The organism is Candidatus Magnetaquiglobus chichijimensis, from assembly GCF_045865675.1.
Classification (GTDB): domain Bacteria; phylum Pseudomonadota; class Magnetococcia; order Magnetococcales; family Magnetaquicoccaceae; genus Magnetaquiglobus; species Magnetaquiglobus chichijimensis.
Genome location: NZ_BAAFGK010000004.1, coordinates 993,941 through 1,011,680, shown reverse-complemented (window position 1 = coordinate 1,011,680; position 17,740 = coordinate 993,941). Strand labels below are relative to the sequence as shown.

The window sequence follows — 17,740 nt, the reverse complement described above, 5'->3', positions numbered from 1 at the left end:
GTCGGGTTATTGGGCCGTTTTGGGATCCTGATCGGCCTTGGTGTCCGGGGCGTTTTGGGAGATCTCCACCTTGGCGCCGGGTTTGAGCCGCCACTGGCCGACCGTGACCACGCGCTCGCCGGCGGAAACCCCGGAGGTGATCACGATCTCATCCTTGTCCTCCTGGGCGATGGTCAGGGGGCGGGACTCGACGGTCAAGTCCTTTTGAACCACGTAGACGAAGGGGCCGCTCGAGCCGGTTTGCACCGCGCGGGTCGGGATCACCAGGGCATCGGGACGCTCGGTGAGTTTCAGCGTCAGGGTGACGAACAGGCCGGGCCAGAGATGACGTTCGCCGTTGGTCGCCTGGGCCTTGAGGCGGATGGTGCCGGTCTGGCGATCGACGAGATTGTCGAGGGAGAGCAGGGTGCCCGGTACGCTGGGACCGTTGCCGCGGTTGGGCTGGATCTCCAGGGTGAGGGGTGTTTTGGCGTGATGGTGGCGGATTTCGGCCAGATGGGATTCGGCGACCGTGAAGGAGATGCAGATCGGATCCATCTGTTGCAGGGTGACCAGAGGGTTGGTGTCGTTGGCCTTGACCAGATTGCCGGGCTGGATGAGGATCCGACCGGCCATGCCGGTGATCGGCGCGGCGATGCGGGTGAAGGCCAACTGCAACTCCCCCTCGGCGATGGCGGCGCGATCGGCGGCGACCGTGGCCTCGGCGGCCTGTCGGGTGGCGACGAGACCGGCCAGGGTCTCCTCGGACGAGAGGTTCTGCTTGTTGAGCACCGACTGGCGATGCTCCTTGGTGCGGGCGTTCTCCAACAGGGCCTGGTCGCGCTCCAGATTGGCCTTGAGCTGCCTGAGCCGGTACTGGAAGGGGCGGTCGTCGAGATCGAAGAGCGGTTGGCCTTGTTGAACCTCCTGGCCATCGAGGATATGGGCCTTGACGATCTCGCCGTCCACCCGTGACTTGATCGTCACCGCGTGGCACGCCTCGGCATTGCCCATGGCCTGGATGGTGACCGGTCTGTTTTTCTGCGTCACGGGCTCCACGGTGACCAGCACCGGGGGTGGGCCGGCGGGTTTGACGTCGTTTTTCTCCGCGGAGCATGCGGCCAGAAGAAAGGTCGTCGCGACCATGGTTCGAAATGCGAACCTTGTCAGAAGCGGTTGCATGTGTTTTGCTGCCTCGTTGGTGTGACTGGATGGAGGGTCCCGGCGCCGGGTGGCGCCTGGTGGTTTCGCAGACCCGCGACCGTGAGGGGTGAACCCATTGGGCCGGACCTGGAATCATGTGGACCGACCGTGCCAGTATAGTCCCATCTTGACCGGTTGACTACCTGTCTTGACAGGGAATTTTCGATTGAATCGGGCGTGGATGGAAAGGATGATTTTTTGGTAACTTGCATGATGGGGGGAGCCCCCCCTCACCCCCCGTACCGTGGACCTCCCTGACGGGAGTTCCATGGTAACCATTCAGGCACCCTGCATTTGGCGGGATCTTGAATGGTTACGATTTTTTTGATCCAGTGCGGCAAGATGCATTTTTTGCCGTCATGAGGCTGTGCTACAATGGTAAACTGGCATGATGGGGGTGCTCCCCTCACTCCCGGACCGTGCATCTCCCTTGCGGGAGTGCCACGGGAATATCCCATGATGACGTCCGGAACCGTGTCGCGGCGCGGCGTGTCCGGGGATCTCCCGCAGTCGCTTTTCGGGTGCGGTGAGGGACGGGCATCATGATGCGTCAGTCTTGAAACCTGGAAGGGCCTCGCGGATGAATCTTCTTCTCACCGGCGGCATGGGATATATCGGCAGTCACACGGCGGTCGCCCTGACCCTGGCGGGTCATCGGGTGGTGCTCTACGACAACCTCTCCAACAGCGCCCAGGTCATGGCCGAACGGTTGGAACGGATCACCGGCGTGTCTCCGCTGTTCGTATCCGGCGACGTGCGGGATACCGATCGGCTTTGTCATACCCTGCGCCACCATGCCATCGAAACGGTCATCCACTTCGCGGGACTCAAAGTGGTCGGAGAGTCCCTGGAGATTCCCCTCGACTACTACGCCAACAACGTGCAGGGATCGATCAGCCTCCTGCAAGCCATGCATGTGGCGGGCACGCGCGCCCTGGTCTTCAGCAGCAGCGCGAACGTCTATGGCGAACCGCGCTATCTGCCGGTGGATGAATGCCATCCCACCGGGGTCACCAACCCTTATGGTCGCACCAAGCTGCACGTCGAGGAGATCTTGCACGACCTGGCCCGCTCCGATCCGGCGTGGCGGATCGTCTGTCTGCGCTACTTCAACCCGGTTGGCGCGCATGAAAGCGGGTTGATCGGCGAACATCCTCAAGGGCTTCCCAACAATCTCATGCCCTACATCGCCCGGGTCGCCACGGGAGAGTTGGCCGAACTCCAGGTGTTCGGCAATGACTATCCTACGCCGGATGGCACGGGCGTGCGCGATTTCATCCATGTGATGGATTTGGCCGAGGGGCATGCCTGCGCGGTGGCATACCTGAATGCGCACCCCGGATGGCAGGTGATCAATCTGGGCACCGGCCAGGGGTACAGCGTGCTCGAGATGATCCGGGCCTTCGAGGTGGCCAGCGGTCGGCCCGTACCGTATCGGATCGCGCCACGTCGCCCCGGTGATTCGGCCAGTTGCTACGCCAATCCGGAGAAGGCGCACCGACTTCTGAACTGGACCGCCCGACGGACGCTTGCCCAGATGTGCGCCACCACCTGGGCGTTTCAGTCCGGCATGGGCACGGAGGGGCCCGCATGATCCCTGAACCCCCGGATCTCCCGATCGCGTCGGATCGTGTCCCGAGAGGATCTCCGTGATTCTCACTGCTGAACGTCGATCGAGGGGCTTTTTATCTTGAGCAGGCCATCGAATTGGCCGACAAGGATACGGATCGCGCATGGCCTGCGTCGGCTGTTTGGCCCGTGCCAACAGCCTCATGACAGACAATCAAACAAACCATCAACGATTGGTCGTCCATACCCCTTGTTGCAAGGATCATTGGTCAAAAGCATGATTATCGGACCCCGTGCCATCGTCACCCCACGTCGCAAGATCCCCTTGAAGATCCCGGAAGGGATGTCCGCCGTGGAATTTTTCAACAGCGCCGCCAATCTGGAACATCTGGCCAAGGAGAACGGCCTGCTGGTCAATGAGGAGGGGTTTTTGCTCTATCGCAAGCTGCTCGGGCACAGTGTCGAGTTCGATACCTCGATCATGCTCGACACCTCGCGGCGCATCCTCGATCCCCTGGGCCGTCCGGTGCGTCGCGATCAGCTGACCAGACAGCAGAAAAACGTCTGGAGTCGCATGACCCAGATCATCCTTGAATACATGCTGGAAAAATATCCGGATCCGGCCAAGGCCCTGATCGTGTGCGGCGAGGCGAGCCTGGATGCCACCTGGCCGCTCAACAAGCCGGGCGTGCCGAGCATCCGGATGATCCACAACCATTTCATCGTCTTTCCCCAGGCGTCGATCGTCAATGCCCCCCTGGCCAACCCGGATGATCCCAATCTCACCGACAGCGGCCACAACAGCCTGTTCCTGCGCCATCTCTCCGATGTCTACCGACGGTTTCTGGAGGTTCTGGACTTGCGGATCCTTAAACCGGTGGAGGACGACTCCGCGCGCATCGCGGTGACCGGCTATCCCCACGGACTGCCGAGCTGGGAGGTGACCGGTGGCGCCGAACAACTGGGAAATCCTTGTTTTTGGAACGAATACGATCTGATTCTTAAGGGCTTTCTGGATTTCTACCGCACCTTTTTCGCCCAGGTCTCGACCCGTGGGGCCGGCATTCCCGAAGGGGTCTATTTCCCGGAACAGGTGGAGAAGATTCTGCTGTTCAGCAACCAGTTCGCCCAGGTGGCGCGGGACGTGCGCGATCATGTCAAGGCCGATCCCCGCTTCGCCAACGACATCCGCTGGCGTCCGGCCTACAAGCAGATCCTCTACCGGGATGATCACGACCGGCTCATCGTCACCATCAGTCAAAACTCGGTGGGCAATGCCATCACCGAATTGCTGGGGATCGTGGTCAACCGTCAGGAGGACGAGTCCGGATACGACAACATCGAACCGGCCCTGGTGGAACGGCTGCTCGAGGTTCGGCGTCGTCTGATCGCCGCCGACCTCGGCGAACCGATCCATGCTCCGGAGTGGCCGGATGGCCGTTTTGTGGGACGCTGGAGTTGAGAGGTGCCGGGGAACGCCCGAAAGATCGCTTTTCTGGAAGGGTGTTCTCCCATTTGGCCTGTTTTTTTTGAATGAGCAAGGATGTCCACCATGGAAAAAGTCAGCGAGGACGAATCGCGCGTGATCCTGCCCGACAGTCCCGCGCGTCGGGTGTGGAACTATCTGATCCTGGTGGCCACGATCTGGTATACCTGGACCGTGCCGCTGTTTCTGGTGCCGAATATCGGTGTTCCAGAGTGGTCTCAGACGGTCAATCTGGTGCTGACTGCGATCTATGTCATGGATCTGTGGCTCAACTTTCGCACCGCCATCATGGATGACGGAGAGCTGTTGACCCGTCCGGAGGCGATTCGGGAAAAATATCTCAAAAGCTATTTTGTCAGCGATCTGCTGGCCACCATCCCCTGGGATCTGGCCTGCATCATTCTGGGTTTGCCGGAATTGGCGATGTGGGCTGCCGCCGTGCGCATGCTGCGGATTTTTCGTCTGCCGCACCTGCTGCGTGTGCAGGGGAGCGCGCTGCCGGCCACGGTGACCGAGCAGCTGTTCGTGATGTTCTTTTGGATTCTGACCATCACCAGTTGGTGTGCCAGCATCTGGATGATGATCATCGATCAACTGCCGGATGATAGTTTACGAACCTTCATCATCAAGGGGTACTATTGGACCGTGACCACCATGGCCACGGTGGGGTATGGGGACATCACCCCGCAAACCGATGGCGGACGACTGTTCGCCATGTTCGTGATGATGTTGGGTGTGGCGATCTATGCGTACATCATCGGTCAGATCTCCACGTTGATCGTGAATTCCAACATTCTGCGCAAGCAGACCAAGGAGAAGATCGCCCATCTGGCCGCCTTCATGCAGCAATACGATCTGCCGGCCTCGTTGCAGAACGATATTTTCAGCTTTTATCGCCACTATCTGATGGAACACAGCGCCGGAGGCGCGGAGATTCTGCGCGATCTGCCCGCCAAGTTGAGCGAACGGATCCATCAACATGTCAACGTCCATCTGTTGCGGCGCGGACCTTTGTTCGGCAAGGCCAGCCCGGAGCTTCTGGAGGCCCTCGGCGTGCGTCTGACCAGCGAGATGTTTCTGCCCGGCGAAGAGATCATCCGAATCGGCGAGGTGGGACGCGAGATGTACATCCTGGTGCATGGCGTGGTGGCGGTGAGCAATCAATCGGGCGATTTGATCGCCAAGTTGCGCACCAAGGATGTCTTCGGCGAGATCGCCCTGTTGCAGGATACGGTGCGCACGGCCAATATTCGCGCCATCACCGCCTGCAACACCTTGAAGCTTGACAAGAAGGATTTTGATGAGGTGATGGCCGCGTTTCCCGAGTTTCGCAAGGAGTTGCGCAAGATTCAGATGCATCGGGTCGGCCTGGAAACCAGCAAGTCGAGTGATGGCATGGCTTCCGATTCCCGCGAGCAGGAGAGACGATGAGTGTTCCCAAGGTTCGAATCAACATCCAGGCCATGTCGGCCTACGCGCCGCCCTGGACCGGTCTGGACCGGACGCGGTATCTGCGTCTGGATCTGAACGAAAACACCCGCGCCCTGCCGCCGGAGATCCGTCCCGCCCTGGAACGGCTCTGGGAGAGCGGGGCGGTGTCGCGCTATCCGGAGTATCAGGCGTTCTTGCCGAAACTGGCCGCGCATGTCGGGGTGGCCGAGGAGAACCTGATCATCACCAACGGTTCGGATCAGGGGATCGAAGTGCTGTTGCGGGCCTTCTTGAATCCCGGCGACGGCATGGTGGTGGCGCGACCGGAGTTTCCGATCTTTTCGCATGTGGCGCAGGTGATTGGCGCCACGGTCCAGGGCGTGCCCTTCGACACCGGGATGCGTTTTCCCGAGGCGCGATTTTTCGAGGCCATCGATGCGCGCACACGTCTGATCGTGCTGATCAATCCGAACAATCCAACCGGTACCGTCGTGCCCCAGGGGGTGATTCGGGAGGTGCTGACCCGTCATCCGGAGTTGCCGGTGATCGTGGACGAAGCCTATTACGAGTTCACCGGCGTGAGTTGTCTGGATTGGCTGCGGGAGTTCCCCAACCTGATCGTGGTGCGCACCTTTTCCAAGGCGTATGCCATGGCCGGACTGCGTTTGGGGTATGTGGTGGCGCACAGGGAGCTGATTCGCGAACTCTACAAGGTGCGCGGCCCGTTCGATGTGAATGTGTGCGCGTTGGCGGTGGCCGATGCCCAGCTGGGTCTGCCGCACGCGGCCCGGTACGTGGAGGCGGTGATGGGGGAGGGCAAGCCGTTCACCGAGGCGGCGTTGCGGGAGTTGGGGGTCACGTTCTATCCGGCGGCGGCCAATTTCATGCTGGTGGAGCCCGAGGATCGGGATGGGATGGTGGCGTACATGAAGGCCAACGGGATTCTGGTGCGTCCGATGGTGGCCCCATCCCTGGTCAAGACCTTCCGTTTGACCATCGGACCGTTGGAGGAGATGCGCCGGTTCGTGGAGGTCTTGAGGGGGTATTTCGAAGCCCCTGTGGCTTGAATCCGCACGCACGTTGAGCGCGGCGTGACTGCCGGATGGGATCGTCATTCGAAATCCGCCATCCTGCTGACCGGAACCCGGCCTGCATTGAGATCTTCCAGTCGGTGTTGCGGATGCAGAGCATGGGCAGCATTTTGGCGATTTGGCTGGTAGCCTCTATTTGTAATGTGTGCTTATCCTGCCTGGCGAATCAGCGGTTTTTTTATGCCCATCTCTGTCCTGCCTTGATTTTTGCCAAACTTGCTGGCGTGTCGGCCACATAGGCCGTGATGAAGTTGGCAGATCCAGATCCCGTCAAAGCAATCACAACGATGTAATTGCCCAATGCCGCACCAGAACTGATTTGGCGCTGTTAGGCATGAGGCTGCCATTGAACTTGGCACTGATCGCACCGGTCAGCACGTCGGTCAGTTGGATCAATACAGATTCTTCGGATCGAACAGCCTGCACGCCGGAAATCGTGGAGGATAGGTTTGTATAAGCGAGGCAACGTTGCAATGTTGCCAACCGACTCATCAAGCGGTTGCTTTTGTGGTCACAGAAAATGGCGTAACGGTTGAAAACCAATACCCAATGATGGAGTGTTTGATAATAAAAATTATAAAATCCAAGTTCCCGATCTCCGTCATGCAGATGCCAGTCAACTTGGTTCTGAGCAATCAAAATACAGCGGAAACGCACGGCAAGACCTTGTTCCGCAAACCAGTTCATCAATGCGGTGTAAAAGGGGAGGCGCGATGGGGAGACTTTCTGCTATTTGAATTCTCCACCTACCCGATGGGCATCACGCAAGGCGTGGATGGTCTGCGGGTCACACCAAACGGCACCAAAACGTTCAGTTGGTGCCGCCGGACCAACGGCACCCTGGAACGGGTCACGATTGGGCGTTGGCCGGAATTGTCGATTGATGAAGCGCGACGTATCGCCACGCATCTGAACGCATCCACAGCCGATGGGGAAAATCCGGCTGAACAACGACGCCAACGGAAAGATGAAACGACGTTCGCAGAACTGTTCACTGTCTATCTGGAACGTTGGGCAAAGGTCAGAAAAAGGACCTGGCGGGACGATGAAAGCAAGTTCCGTATTCATCTCCTGCCGTTGCACAACAAGAAGATTTCGACCATCACTCGAAGCGATATCTCTCTGATTCATACGACCATCGGCAAGAAACAGCCGACCTACGCAAACAGAGTCCTGGCGTTGGTTTCCAAGGTTTATAACGTCGCCAAGGAGGTTGGTTTGTGGAATGGGGAGAATCCGGCATCGGGAATTCGGCATTTCAGGGAGGCGAGCCGTGATCGGTTCCTGTCGTCCGAGGAGATTCAACGGATGATGAATGCACTGCTCGAAGAGCCGAAATGGATGGTGCGCTCCTTTTTCCAGATCGCCCTTCTGACCGGTGCGCGGCGTGCGAACGTGCTCGCCATGCGCTGGGAGCAGATCGATACGGATCGGGCGGTCTGGCGAATCCCGGAAACCAAGAACGGCAAACCGGTCATCGTGCCGCTGGTCCCCATGGCGCTCGACGTGCTCGCTCAGTTGCCGCGAGAATCCGAATGGGTTTTTCCCTCTGCCTCCCGAACGGGACATTTTCAGGAGCCTCGCAAAGCTTGGGAACGCATCTTGAAACGCGCCCAGATCGACGATGCCCGCATTCATGATCTGCGTCGTACCATGGGATCGCATCAGGCCATCACGGGGGCTTCATTGCCCGTCATAGGGAAAAGTCTGGGGCATGCATCCCAGCAAGCGACCGCCATTTATGCGCGGTTGAGCTTGGATCCGGTGCGGATCGCCATGGAAAAAGCGACGGAATCCATGCTCGGAGTCCGGCAGAAGCCGGAAAGTGTACAAAATTGAGTGGAGAGATTTGGCCGGCTGGGTGATTCCCAAGGGGGAGGCCCTGGCGGTGGGCGGCTGGGTGTTCGCCGAGGGCGAGGCACTGGCGGTGGCGGTGAAGAGGTTGGCCGCGTGGTGGAGGCCCTGGCGGTGGGTAGAGGTTGGCCGCCCAGCGTGGAGACCCTGGCGGTAGGCGACTGGGTGGTGTCCCGAGGGCGAGGCCCTGGCGGTGGGGAGGTTGGCCGCGCCGCGTGGTGAAGGCTCTGGCGGTGGGCGGCTGGGTGGTTCCCCGGGCGAGGGCGTGGCGGTGGGTGGCTGGGTGGTTCCCCGGGCGAGGGCGTGGCGGTGGGTGGCTGGGTGGTGTCCCGAGGGCGAGACCCTGGCGGTGGGTGGCTGCTCGCGCTGCGTATGAAGGTCCTGTCGGTAAGGAGGTTGGCCGGCGGGATGGAGTCGCTCGGGGGGTGTGCATGACGGAAGGAGGTTTGATGCATGCATCGTTTTCATCTTGTGTATCAAGGTTGTGGATGGTCGTGCAAAATCAAGGATTGATTTGGAAAGCTTGGCATGATAACCTGATAATCATCTGTAATGATGTACGGATGATACACAAACGCCTTTTCCTTTTCGTGTCTTGCTTCGATCGCGACACAACAACTTCGTGGAATCCTCATGGCCGCTGAACCTGTCACGCTCACCCGCATCCGTTCGTTGGAGTCAGACCCGGAGACCCCATTCATGGGGGATTTATTCGGACGCAGGCAATTGGCCGAACGTTTGACCGGGATGGTCGAGCGGATGGCCGATGGCTACGTGATCGGCATTGACGCTCCATGGGGGGATGGCAAGACCTGGTTTGCGCGGCACTGGGCTGCCGACTTACGCAACAAGGGATTCAGGGTGGCCTATATCGATGCCTTCAAGCAGGATTACGCCGAGGATCCCTTTCTGATGGTGTGCTCCGAACTGCTTTCCGCAATCAAGAGTGACGAGTCGTCCTATGATAAGGTCATGGATGCTGGCAAGAGGGTGGCCAAGGCACTTCTGCCGGCGGCTGCCAAGGCTGCCGTCAACATTGTAGGTAGAAGCCTCCTGGGTACGATGGACCTCTCGGATGAGCTGAAAAAAGTCGCCGAGGGGATGGAGATGAAAATGGCGGATGCTGTTGAGAAGCATTTCGCCAAACGTCTGGAAGCCCATGCCGAAGAGAAAAAAAGTGTGGAGGGGTTTGCTTCCGTTTTGACCGATGCAGCCGCCACATCGGAGAAGCCGATCATCGTTTTCGTGGACGAGCTGGATCGCTGCCGACCGGATTTTGCGGTGCGGACTGTGGAGCGTATCAAGCACTTTTTTGATGTTCCGAAGGTGGTCTTTGTCCTCATAGTGAACCGTGAGCAACTTGAATCCTCGATCAAGGGGGTCTACGGCCAAGGGCTTAATGCCGGGACTTATCTGGGCAAATTTGTGCAGTTGTGGCTTCGGCTGCCTAAAATGACCTCTCTCGATTCGAGTTACTCGTGTCACAATCGGACTTACTGTGATGATCTCGCCCAGAGATTTAGAGTCGTGGGGGCAAGTGGACACAAAGATTTCCAGGACGTGTTTATCACATTGGCGAACATCACCGGGCTTTCCCTGCGAGACCTGGAGCGAGGTTACACCCTTTTTTCATTCGGGCAACCATTCGGTGCATTAGGAGCATTTGCCGCATGGGCGATCTGGCTGAAACTGAAGCATCCAAAACTTTTTGCCGGGGTGATGGCTGGTCAGCCAGATGAGAATCGGGAGGCATCAAAGATCGCGTCAGAATTGAAAACTCTTGCCTGGTTTAAGCACTTTAAGGTGATGCATGATTATGCTGTTAGTGGAGACAAAACTCTTTATTCTCAAGAGTTAATAAACCATACAAATAGAATATGTTTTACATCAGGAATAGATTCATATGAGATAATTCCATATATTTGTAAGGCGATTGATTTGACTGTGGATTGATGGTGAATGTCTATCTGCCACAATCATCCGCGAACGGTGGATGATTGCGCGGGTATCGATGGGGCATCCAGGTTCTCAGAAGAACGGTTTGCCAGGGTCTGGGTAATCCATTCATTCAGATCCCGTCCAAGGCGCGCGAAGCCCAACAAGCGCGCGACGGATCTCACCAACTCCTCATCGCCTACCGACCCGCTCTCCGCTTCGATCATTCGTGCCGCAGCCAGAATCTCAAGGGGTGCGAGATACTCTGGCCTGGTCGTTGGAGCGGATTCGGACGCGCGGTCCCGAATGGGCACCTTCTCCTTGTGCTCAGGCAACAGCCAGAACGGACCTTCTGAAATGATGCGTTGCTGGTGTTCCGCCTCACGCAAGCCTGACAGGACGGCCTGGTCGATGCGCGCGCCGCTGCGTTGTTTGCCAAACGCCACCACGATCCGGCGGACAACTTCATCGGTATGAATCGGTCCCTCAACCTGGACCACCTTGCTGACATACCCCGCCATCTCCCACGGCGATACTTCATGCGGCTCACGTATCGTCGAGACACGCACATCGCTCTTTCGGTACGGGGGCACCTTCAGGCTTGAGGCCTTGAGCGCATCGTAATTCACCGGCGCATCATTCACCGGTTGAACGGACAGAGGGTCGGGCTTTTTCTTGTTGCTGGCATTGTGCAAAGCGATGGAAGTCTGGGTGGTACGCGCGTCCTCCAGGGCTTGTTTGAGTCGGGAGATTTCCGACTCGCGGCGTTGAAACCAATCCGTACTCCAGATGCGATGAAAGTTCCAGCCCAGTCCTTCCAGCACATCCTGTCGCAGCCGATCCCGTTCCCGCGCCCAGATGGCCGAATGCCATGTGGCGCCATCGCATTCCACGGCCAGGATATAGTGCCCATGCGTTTCCGGGTGCCGCACCCCAATATCGATCCTGAAGCCAGCACTGCCGACCTGTAGATCCGGTTGATAACCCAATCCGGCAATCACGCTGGCGACATCTGATTCAAATGGAGAGTCCGCCATGCCCCCGGCAAGCAACTGTTCATCCAATATGCCGGATTTGGCGAATTCGAGAAAACGTTTCAGAATCTGGGGGCCCTCGTTTTGCGTGCGATTCAGGTCGATTTGGCTTGGATCAAACGAGGCAAAGACCTCGCACCGAATCCTGGCGCGACTGAAAAGCACGTTCAGACGGCGCGGGCCGCCCTCACCGTTGACCGGACCAAAATTCATGGAAGCAAGCACACCATTGGGCTCGTGCGGCCCATAGCCAACGCTGATCAGAATCACATCGCGCTCATCGCCCTGCACATTCTCGATGTTCTTGACAAAGGCATCCTCGACCTTGCCTTCGCGCAAGAAACTATCGAGCACCTCATCCTTGCGACGACGTATTTCCAACACCTCGGTGATCATATCACTCTGGACTCTGGAAAAGGCCACCACGCCAAGCGAAAGGGTGGGCCAGTCGCGGGCATGCTTGGCCACCGCCGTCGCGATCTGTTCGGCCTCGATCCGGTTGGTGCCAGGACGCCCACCGCCATGACCCTTTGGGATGTAGACTCCGGCGACGCGGGTGAATTTGAGGCCGTAATCTCGGTTCATCTGCCGAGGAGACGGCGGCAGGATCAACTGATTCTCGTAGAATTCGTGATTGGACACCTGGATCAAGGACGGATCTTTGGACCGGTAATGCCACCTGAGCATGCTGGACCTTATCCCCCTCGCTTGGCACAGGGTCAGGATGCTCTCCAATTCCGTGGCTCTGGCCGTACCGTAAATCCTCCCGCCGGCATCCGCTTCGTCCGCTTCCTCCTCGGGCGCATTGTCCGAAAGCCGGTCAAAAAAGCTCGTTGGCGGCAACTGCTTCTGATCACCCACCACCACAAGTTGCTTGACCCTGGCGATGGCTCCCAAGGCATCCTCGGGGCGCACCTGAGAGGCCTCGTCGATCACGAGCATGTCGAATTCCAGCGATCCAACGGGCAGAAACTGTGCCACCGAGATCGGACTCATCAGGAATACCGGTTTGATCCGGCATACCATGCGCCCCGCCGCCTCCATTAACCTGCGAATCGATTTGTGACCGCGCGTTTTGCCAATCTCACCGCGAATGAATCCCATCTCCCCCGCCGCACCCTTGGGTAGTTGCTCAAGATGGCGGGCATGAATCGTTTTCTGCACATCCGTGAAATGTTTGCGGTCGAAATGGCAGAAGCTCTTGACCATCTGATCCCGGTTGGATTGAGCCACCTCGGTGAGTTCCGGCAACAGGCGCCTGGCATGCGTCCATCGAGACTCTGCCAGAGCATACAGGAATTCGTCCGTGGCGCGACTTGCAGGCAGGGATCTCTTCTCCAAGGATTCGATCAGGGAGAGGAGTCCGGAGGAAATCACCGTCTGTTTGTTGCGTTCCAACGATACCCATTCGGAATAACGGTGGATCTCCTGGCTCATGCGGGTGAAACGTGCATGCAGATCCTCAAGAGGATGCCTGAATAACCTGGTGTCATTTGCTTCAACGAGGTCCAGCCGGTCGGAGACAACACGCAATGCAACCGTCGCTGCCTCATGCAATCGCATCCAGTCCGCCTTATGATTCGCGGCAGTTTGTCGTTTGCTGGCCAGTTTTTGAATGACTGCCTGAGTCGCATTGTTTTTGTAGGTACTCCGCAAAGCCTGAACCCACTCGTGAATGCTGATCATCCTGGTGAAATCCGTGCTCTCGCCGCGCCAGAAGCCGCCAAGCGCAGAGGACAACAACGCCTCATTCTGGGCCAGCGTCGCCCGGATCCGTTGGAGTGACAACAGGGTATCGATGAGGGCCAGTTTCTTTTCCGGTTCTTTTGGTGTCGGCACGTTAACAAGCACCTGGAGTGCCCGTGATGCTTCCCGGTATCCACCAAACAGCCGTGACCAGAACGAGCAGACGCCGTGGTAGATGCGGGTCCGCAGGTCATCAAGTGGGAACGTCAAGGCTGCTTCCGTGTAAAGGGCTGCCTCCTTCTCCCGGACACTCTGCCAGTCCTGACCGGCATGCAATGCCGTTCCCAACGCCTGGTCATCGGGACGCGAGAGAAAGAGCATCACCTCTGCCTCGGAACAATCCGGCATGGATCGGGCGAATTCCAGAAAATCGATGATGCTCTTGGCGTCTTGCAGCCTGAGTTGACGGTTTCCTGCCGGGAAGGATCCTTTCAAGGCATTCAGAATGGAACCCATGGCCTTGCACACCTGGTTGAGTTCGTCTGCCAATCTTTGGAGGTCTGTTGGTTGCAGATCAAGGGATCTGGTGCCGGAAAATGGGTGAGCTTCGGGCGTGCCTGCCTTTTGCAGGGTCTCCACATAATTGGCTATCGCCGCGACAATCTGGTCACGCTGTGCATTGGTCAGCAGATGCAGATTTTCCATTCTTAATGTCGGAGGCGGGACTCTGCGACCAAAAAATCCTGAGATTTCCGCCATCGCCGAGAATGGACTGAAATCGCATCCTGGTACATTGCGATGCAACAAGTCCGCAATCCGGTTCAGTTGGTCTCTCGATTTTCGGAGGGCGTCCGGAGTGGTTGCGTGACCTGGGATGCTCAATCCGGCGGTTAAGGTGCGTCCGAGTTCCTGCACCACGGCCTTTTTGTTGGCGTTCCGGGAGTGAAGTTCCAGACAGATATCCCGTAGACCTGCTTTCACCAGTCGATCATGCACAATCTTGAGCGCGGCCATCTTTTCCGCCACGAACAATACGGATTTTCCATCGTATACCGCGGCAGCGATGATGTTCGTGATGGTCTGCGATTTTCCCGTACCAGGGGGTCCCTGGACAATCAGATTCCTGCCCGCTCGAACCTCCTCGATCACCCGTGTCTGGGAGGAATCGGCATCCACCACCTGGATGATATTCGAGGGATCAAGCCGCTGGTCGAGCTTTTCGTTATCCCCGAATAACGGCTCCTCGTGTGAAAAACCTTCGAGCAGCAATCGCTGAATGAGCGGATGGTCGTTCAGTGTTGTTTTGGTTCCGCTCCAGGTATCTGGATGCAAGTCTCTGAGCATGAGCAGTTTCGAGAAGGAGAAAAAGCCAAGTTGAATGGCCTCTTCATCGATGCTCCAACTGCTCTGATTGCCGATGGCGTCCCGAACCGCCGCAAAATAGCTTGAGGGCGACCAGTTGTCGCTCTCTTCGATTTCTGGCAGGGTGACGTTGAAATCGGCCCAGAGTCGTTGCCGCAATGGCATGTTGGTCACGATATCGTCATCTCGGGCGCGAAGATCGAATGTGGATCCGCGTTCGTTTCTGACCAACTCAACAGGGAGGAGGATCAGCGGAGATTCGCGCTGTACACTGGAGGCTTTGTCTTCAAACCACACCAGAAACCCGAGAGCCAGATACAGAATGTTGACACCCTGCTCCTCTTCGGCGGTCTTGGAGTCGGTGAACAGGCGCAGAAGTCGGCGCTGCAGCGTTGAGGGTCCGTATGGGGTCCAAAGCACAAGCTCTTGATACCCCCCTGCAATGGCGCAGTCATAATCAAAGTCAAACAGTGGCAGCTCATCCTGATCCTCATCCGCATCCTTGATCAGTTCCTTGAAACGCATCCGCCTGTTGGAGAGGCGCAGCATTTCAAAGAGATCCTCGCTGCGTCTGTTGACAATGTTGAGCGAGATCGCGCGTTTGTTGGCGCGGTTTGCATGGATCAGGCGATTACGGCTCCCGGTTTCGACCAGTTTCCTTCGCGCATCTTCCAGTAGTTTGTCTACTCGTCCCGCCATTCACGGCGCTCCTTAGCATGGATCGCTCAATTTTTGAATGTTATTGAAAAACAATACTATAACAGCATTGTTATCTTTATTATCATTTATTGAAATATAAAGAGTTTGAATTCTTTCCAGCTTATCCGATCACCATTCAAATTTCCAGTTTGCCCGTTGTAAAAAGTGAAGATGCTTTTTCATAGAGGCAATCCGAAGGGTGATTCTGACAAACCACCCATCCCGATGCCCGGACGGGTGGAGGGTGTTCAGAGCGACATCGCGTTGCTCAGATACCCCAGAGCATCATCAAAGTCGCCGCGTTTGAGATGGCGGGCGCGGCGAATCTCGAAACGCTTGTGCAGGCTGCTCCAGATCTTTTGATGGGAGTGGCCGGAGTGACTGACAACTTGCTCCACCAGGGCGGTCAGGATGGCATGCTGCTGGTCGGTGATGGGTTGCTGCTGTTGATGAAGGGGCCAGCTCCCCACGGCCAGTAGCACGCCCGCAAAAGCGGTGAGCAGGAGAGCGCGAAGAAAGTGAGGGAGAGTTTGCGGGTGTTGAGGGGATGGCAGTGGCGTGGCGTCGGTGATGTTCCCCAGAAGTGTGGCCATCTCCTGGAGTCGTGACTGTTGTTCGGATTCGAATGGCGTGTTGTGCATGGCGATTATCCCTGTTTACCGTAGGTTATCCCGTCCGACGTGGCCGGTAAGGGTTATAACGGTTATAACAGGAATATTGCTCAGTTCTTTTTGATTAACAATGCCATAAATAATTCTGGTTTTCTCAAAAAACGATGGTGCAGCGGTATTGTGGCTCGACAGATCATGAAGCCGGATTCTGTCCGCGTACCAGCGTTTGGAAGATGGCGGCAATAGAGGTTGGCGAGAAGGCACTATACCTCAATCCAACATATAAATCATTGATCATATCAAGATTCATACTTAAATGAACCTGGTATCCGGCTAGTTCCATATGCTGAATTCCGAACAGGATGGACGCTGTTTCATTGAAAAACATATAGCCGATTCTTCCAGTTTCCTGGGGGTCATCCATGACCATGAAGGGTTTGAGCTTCCGGATCCAAAAGGTGTAATGCCCGGCCTTTTTGATCGGGGCCGGACCATCTCTTTGCGGAACCTGCGATAGCGTGATATCAGCCTGCTCGAATGCTTCGGAGGCGATCAAGGAATTAAAGTGGGTATCCGACAAATGAAGGATGCGTTCGGTGACTTCTCCGCAGCGGAATAACAGTCGCTCACGTCGCCCTGGAATGGACAAATAATTCAGTGGGTTGCGGTTCCACGCTCATCGTGCACCTTGTTCAACATCTCACCCAATTGCTCCAATTCAGCTTGGTTCCTCTCCACGAAGGTGGAAAAAACGACCTCGGCACGGCTGTACTCCTCAGGCATGGAACAGTTCTTCATATAGGGGCGCGCAATTTTATGCCGCTCCTGTTCTGTCAACGCTCTTGGGTGAATGATTTGCATTTCCTTGCTCCCCAGGTTCAGTTCCACCGGGCGCGAGATGGTGTCTGCGCAATTTTGATTGCTTGGATGATTGCAGGTGATTCGTTTGTACGATTCTTATAAAATTAATGAAGCGAGTCAAGCCTTATTGAGCGGCTTCATCCGGTTCTCGCAGATTGCCTTTGCAATCCCTACGAGCTGGCGGCCTTGAGGAAATCGGCAAAGCTCTCCATCCGGATGACGTTGCCCTCGGGACTGGCTGATTCGCTCGGCTGGCGCTGGCGCTCCTCGGTCACCAGGAATTTGCACAGCGCCTTGACCATCTCCACCTTTTTGTCCGCTGGCATGACCTTGCCGTTCCTGGACAACCACGAATCGATGAACAGCACCACATCCAGCACCAGCGCGGTGCCGATCTCCGGGTAGTCCTGGAAATCGTTGGCGTGCCGTCCTGTAATGGATCGGACTCCGGTCAGAAGGTATTGCGTATCAACTCCTAATTGAGCCAACGCCATCAGAAAATCCACACTTGGCTTTGTTTCTCCAGCCTCGTAAGCACAATACGAACTTCTTGAAACAGAGCTGTTTTTTGCCATGGTTTCTATGGTGATCTTTAAGCGTTTGCGCTCCGTTTTGAGTCGATCAGAAAAATAGTCCGACATAGTAAATTTTCCTATTGACATAATCCAGAATGTTGGATTATTTTGACACCAATCCAACCATTCAACCCGTTACAAGCACACGGTGTGCCAGGGATGGATCAGGCACGAGATGGTGAAGAGAAAGGCCGAAAAGAGCTCGCGAGAGGCTGTCAGAAACGTGATGTCCAGGGAACCGGAAGCGAAGCAACGGAATGGGTGGGGTGAGAGGAAGGTGGATAGTGATCAGGCGCGAAGGGATCAATGGCCAAGCAGCGTTTTCAGGATTGGCAAGACGTTCACGATGATGATCAGGGCCAGC

The 17,740-nt window shown here is 56.9% G+C and carries 13 protein-coding genes; 6 read left to right on the top strand and 7 right to left on the bottom strand.

The annotated features are described in order from the left end of the window. Window positions 1–6 precede the first annotated feature (6 nt). A complete protein-coding gene (locus tag ACOY6C_RS08550) occupies window positions 7–1,125 on the bottom strand; it encodes an efflux RND transporter periplasmic adaptor subunit (RefSeq protein WP_420905053.1) in 1,119 nt (372 codons plus the stop codon). Between the two features lie 637 nt (window positions 1,126–1,762). Between ACOY6C_RS08550 and galE the strand changes: the two genes are divergently transcribed. The 4 genes from galE (at window position 1,763) to ACOY6C_RS08530 (ending at window position 6,735) form a co-directional block, all read left to right on the top strand. Further along, on the top strand, window positions 1,763–2,776 hold the full coding sequence (gene galE, locus ACOY6C_RS08545) for a UDP-glucose 4-epimerase GalE (RefSeq protein ID WP_420905052.1): 1,014 nt from the start codon (window positions 1,763–1,765) through the stop codon (window positions 2,774–2,776). 252 nt (window positions 2,777–3,028) lie between these two features. Beyond that, a complete protein-coding gene (locus ACOY6C_RS08540; RefSeq protein ID WP_420905051.1) occupies window positions 3,029–4,213 on the top strand; it encodes a hypothetical protein in 1,185 nt (394 codons plus the stop codon). 90 nt (window positions 4,214–4,303) lie between these two features. After that, window positions 4,304–5,668 (top strand): ion transporter, encoded by a 1,365-nt coding sequence (locus ACOY6C_RS08535; RefSeq protein ID WP_420905050.1) that lies wholly within the window; start codon window positions 4,304–4,306, stop codon window positions 5,666–5,668. Then, a complete protein-coding gene (locus tag ACOY6C_RS08530; RefSeq protein ID WP_420905049.1) occupies window positions 5,665–6,735 on the top strand; it encodes a pyridoxal phosphate-dependent aminotransferase in 1,071 nt (356 codons plus the stop codon). The genes ACOY6C_RS08535 and ACOY6C_RS08530 overlap by 4 nt, the downstream gene beginning before the upstream one ends. 303 nt (window positions 6,736–7,038) lie before the next feature. On the opposite strand, the gene ACOY6C_RS08525 is transcribed toward ACOY6C_RS08530, so the two are convergent. Beyond that, window positions 7,039–7,446 (bottom strand): DUF3800 domain-containing protein, encoded by a 408-nt coding sequence (locus ACOY6C_RS08525; RefSeq protein WP_420905048.1) that lies wholly within the window; start codon window positions 7,444–7,446, stop codon window positions 7,039–7,041. On the opposite strand from ACOY6C_RS08525, the gene ACOY6C_RS08520 reads away from it, so the two are divergent. Beyond that, complete coding sequence (locus ACOY6C_RS08520) at window positions 7,426–8,598, top strand: tyrosine-type recombinase/integrase (protein WP_420905047.1); 1,173 nt, start codon at window positions 7,426–7,428, stop codon at window positions 8,596–8,598. The genes ACOY6C_RS08525 and ACOY6C_RS08520 overlap by 21 nt on opposite strands. Window positions 8,599–9,246: 648 nt before the next feature. Continuing rightward, complete coding sequence (locus tag ACOY6C_RS08515) at window positions 9,247–10,566, top strand: KAP family P-loop NTPase fold protein (protein WP_420905046.1); 1,320 nt, start codon at window positions 9,247–9,249, stop codon at window positions 10,564–10,566. Window positions 10,567–10,589: 23 nt separating this feature from the next. On the opposite strand, the gene ACOY6C_RS08510 is transcribed toward ACOY6C_RS08515, so the two are convergent. The 5 genes from ACOY6C_RS08510 to ACOY6C_RS08490 form a co-directional block, all read right to left on the bottom strand. Continuing rightward, complete coding sequence (locus tag ACOY6C_RS08510; RefSeq protein WP_420905045.1) at window positions 10,590–15,329, bottom strand: DUF3320 domain-containing protein; 4,740 nt, start codon at window positions 15,327–15,329, stop codon at window positions 10,590–10,592. 248 nt (window positions 15,330–15,577) lie between these two features. Next, window positions 15,578–15,970, bottom strand: coding sequence for a hypothetical protein (locus ACOY6C_RS08505; RefSeq protein WP_420905044.1), 393 nt, complete (start codon window positions 15,968–15,970; stop codon window positions 15,578–15,580). A 163-nt stretch (window positions 15,971–16,133) separates the two neighbouring features. Then, window positions 16,134–16,520 (bottom strand): hypothetical protein, encoded by a 387-nt coding sequence (locus tag ACOY6C_RS08500; RefSeq protein ID WP_420905043.1) that lies wholly within the window; start codon window positions 16,518–16,520, stop codon window positions 16,134–16,136. A 74-nt stretch (window positions 16,521–16,594) separates the two neighbouring features. Beyond that, window positions 16,595–16,801, bottom strand: a complete 207-nt coding sequence (locus ACOY6C_RS08495; RefSeq protein WP_420905042.1) for a hypothetical protein — start codon at window positions 16,799–16,801, stop codon at window positions 16,595–16,597. A 170-nt stretch (window positions 16,802–16,971) separates the two neighbouring features. Next, a complete protein-coding gene (locus ACOY6C_RS08490) occupies window positions 16,972–17,442 on the bottom strand; it encodes a helix-turn-helix domain-containing protein (RefSeq protein ID WP_420905041.1) in 471 nt (156 codons plus the stop codon). Window positions 17,443–17,740: the final 298 nt, after the last annotated feature.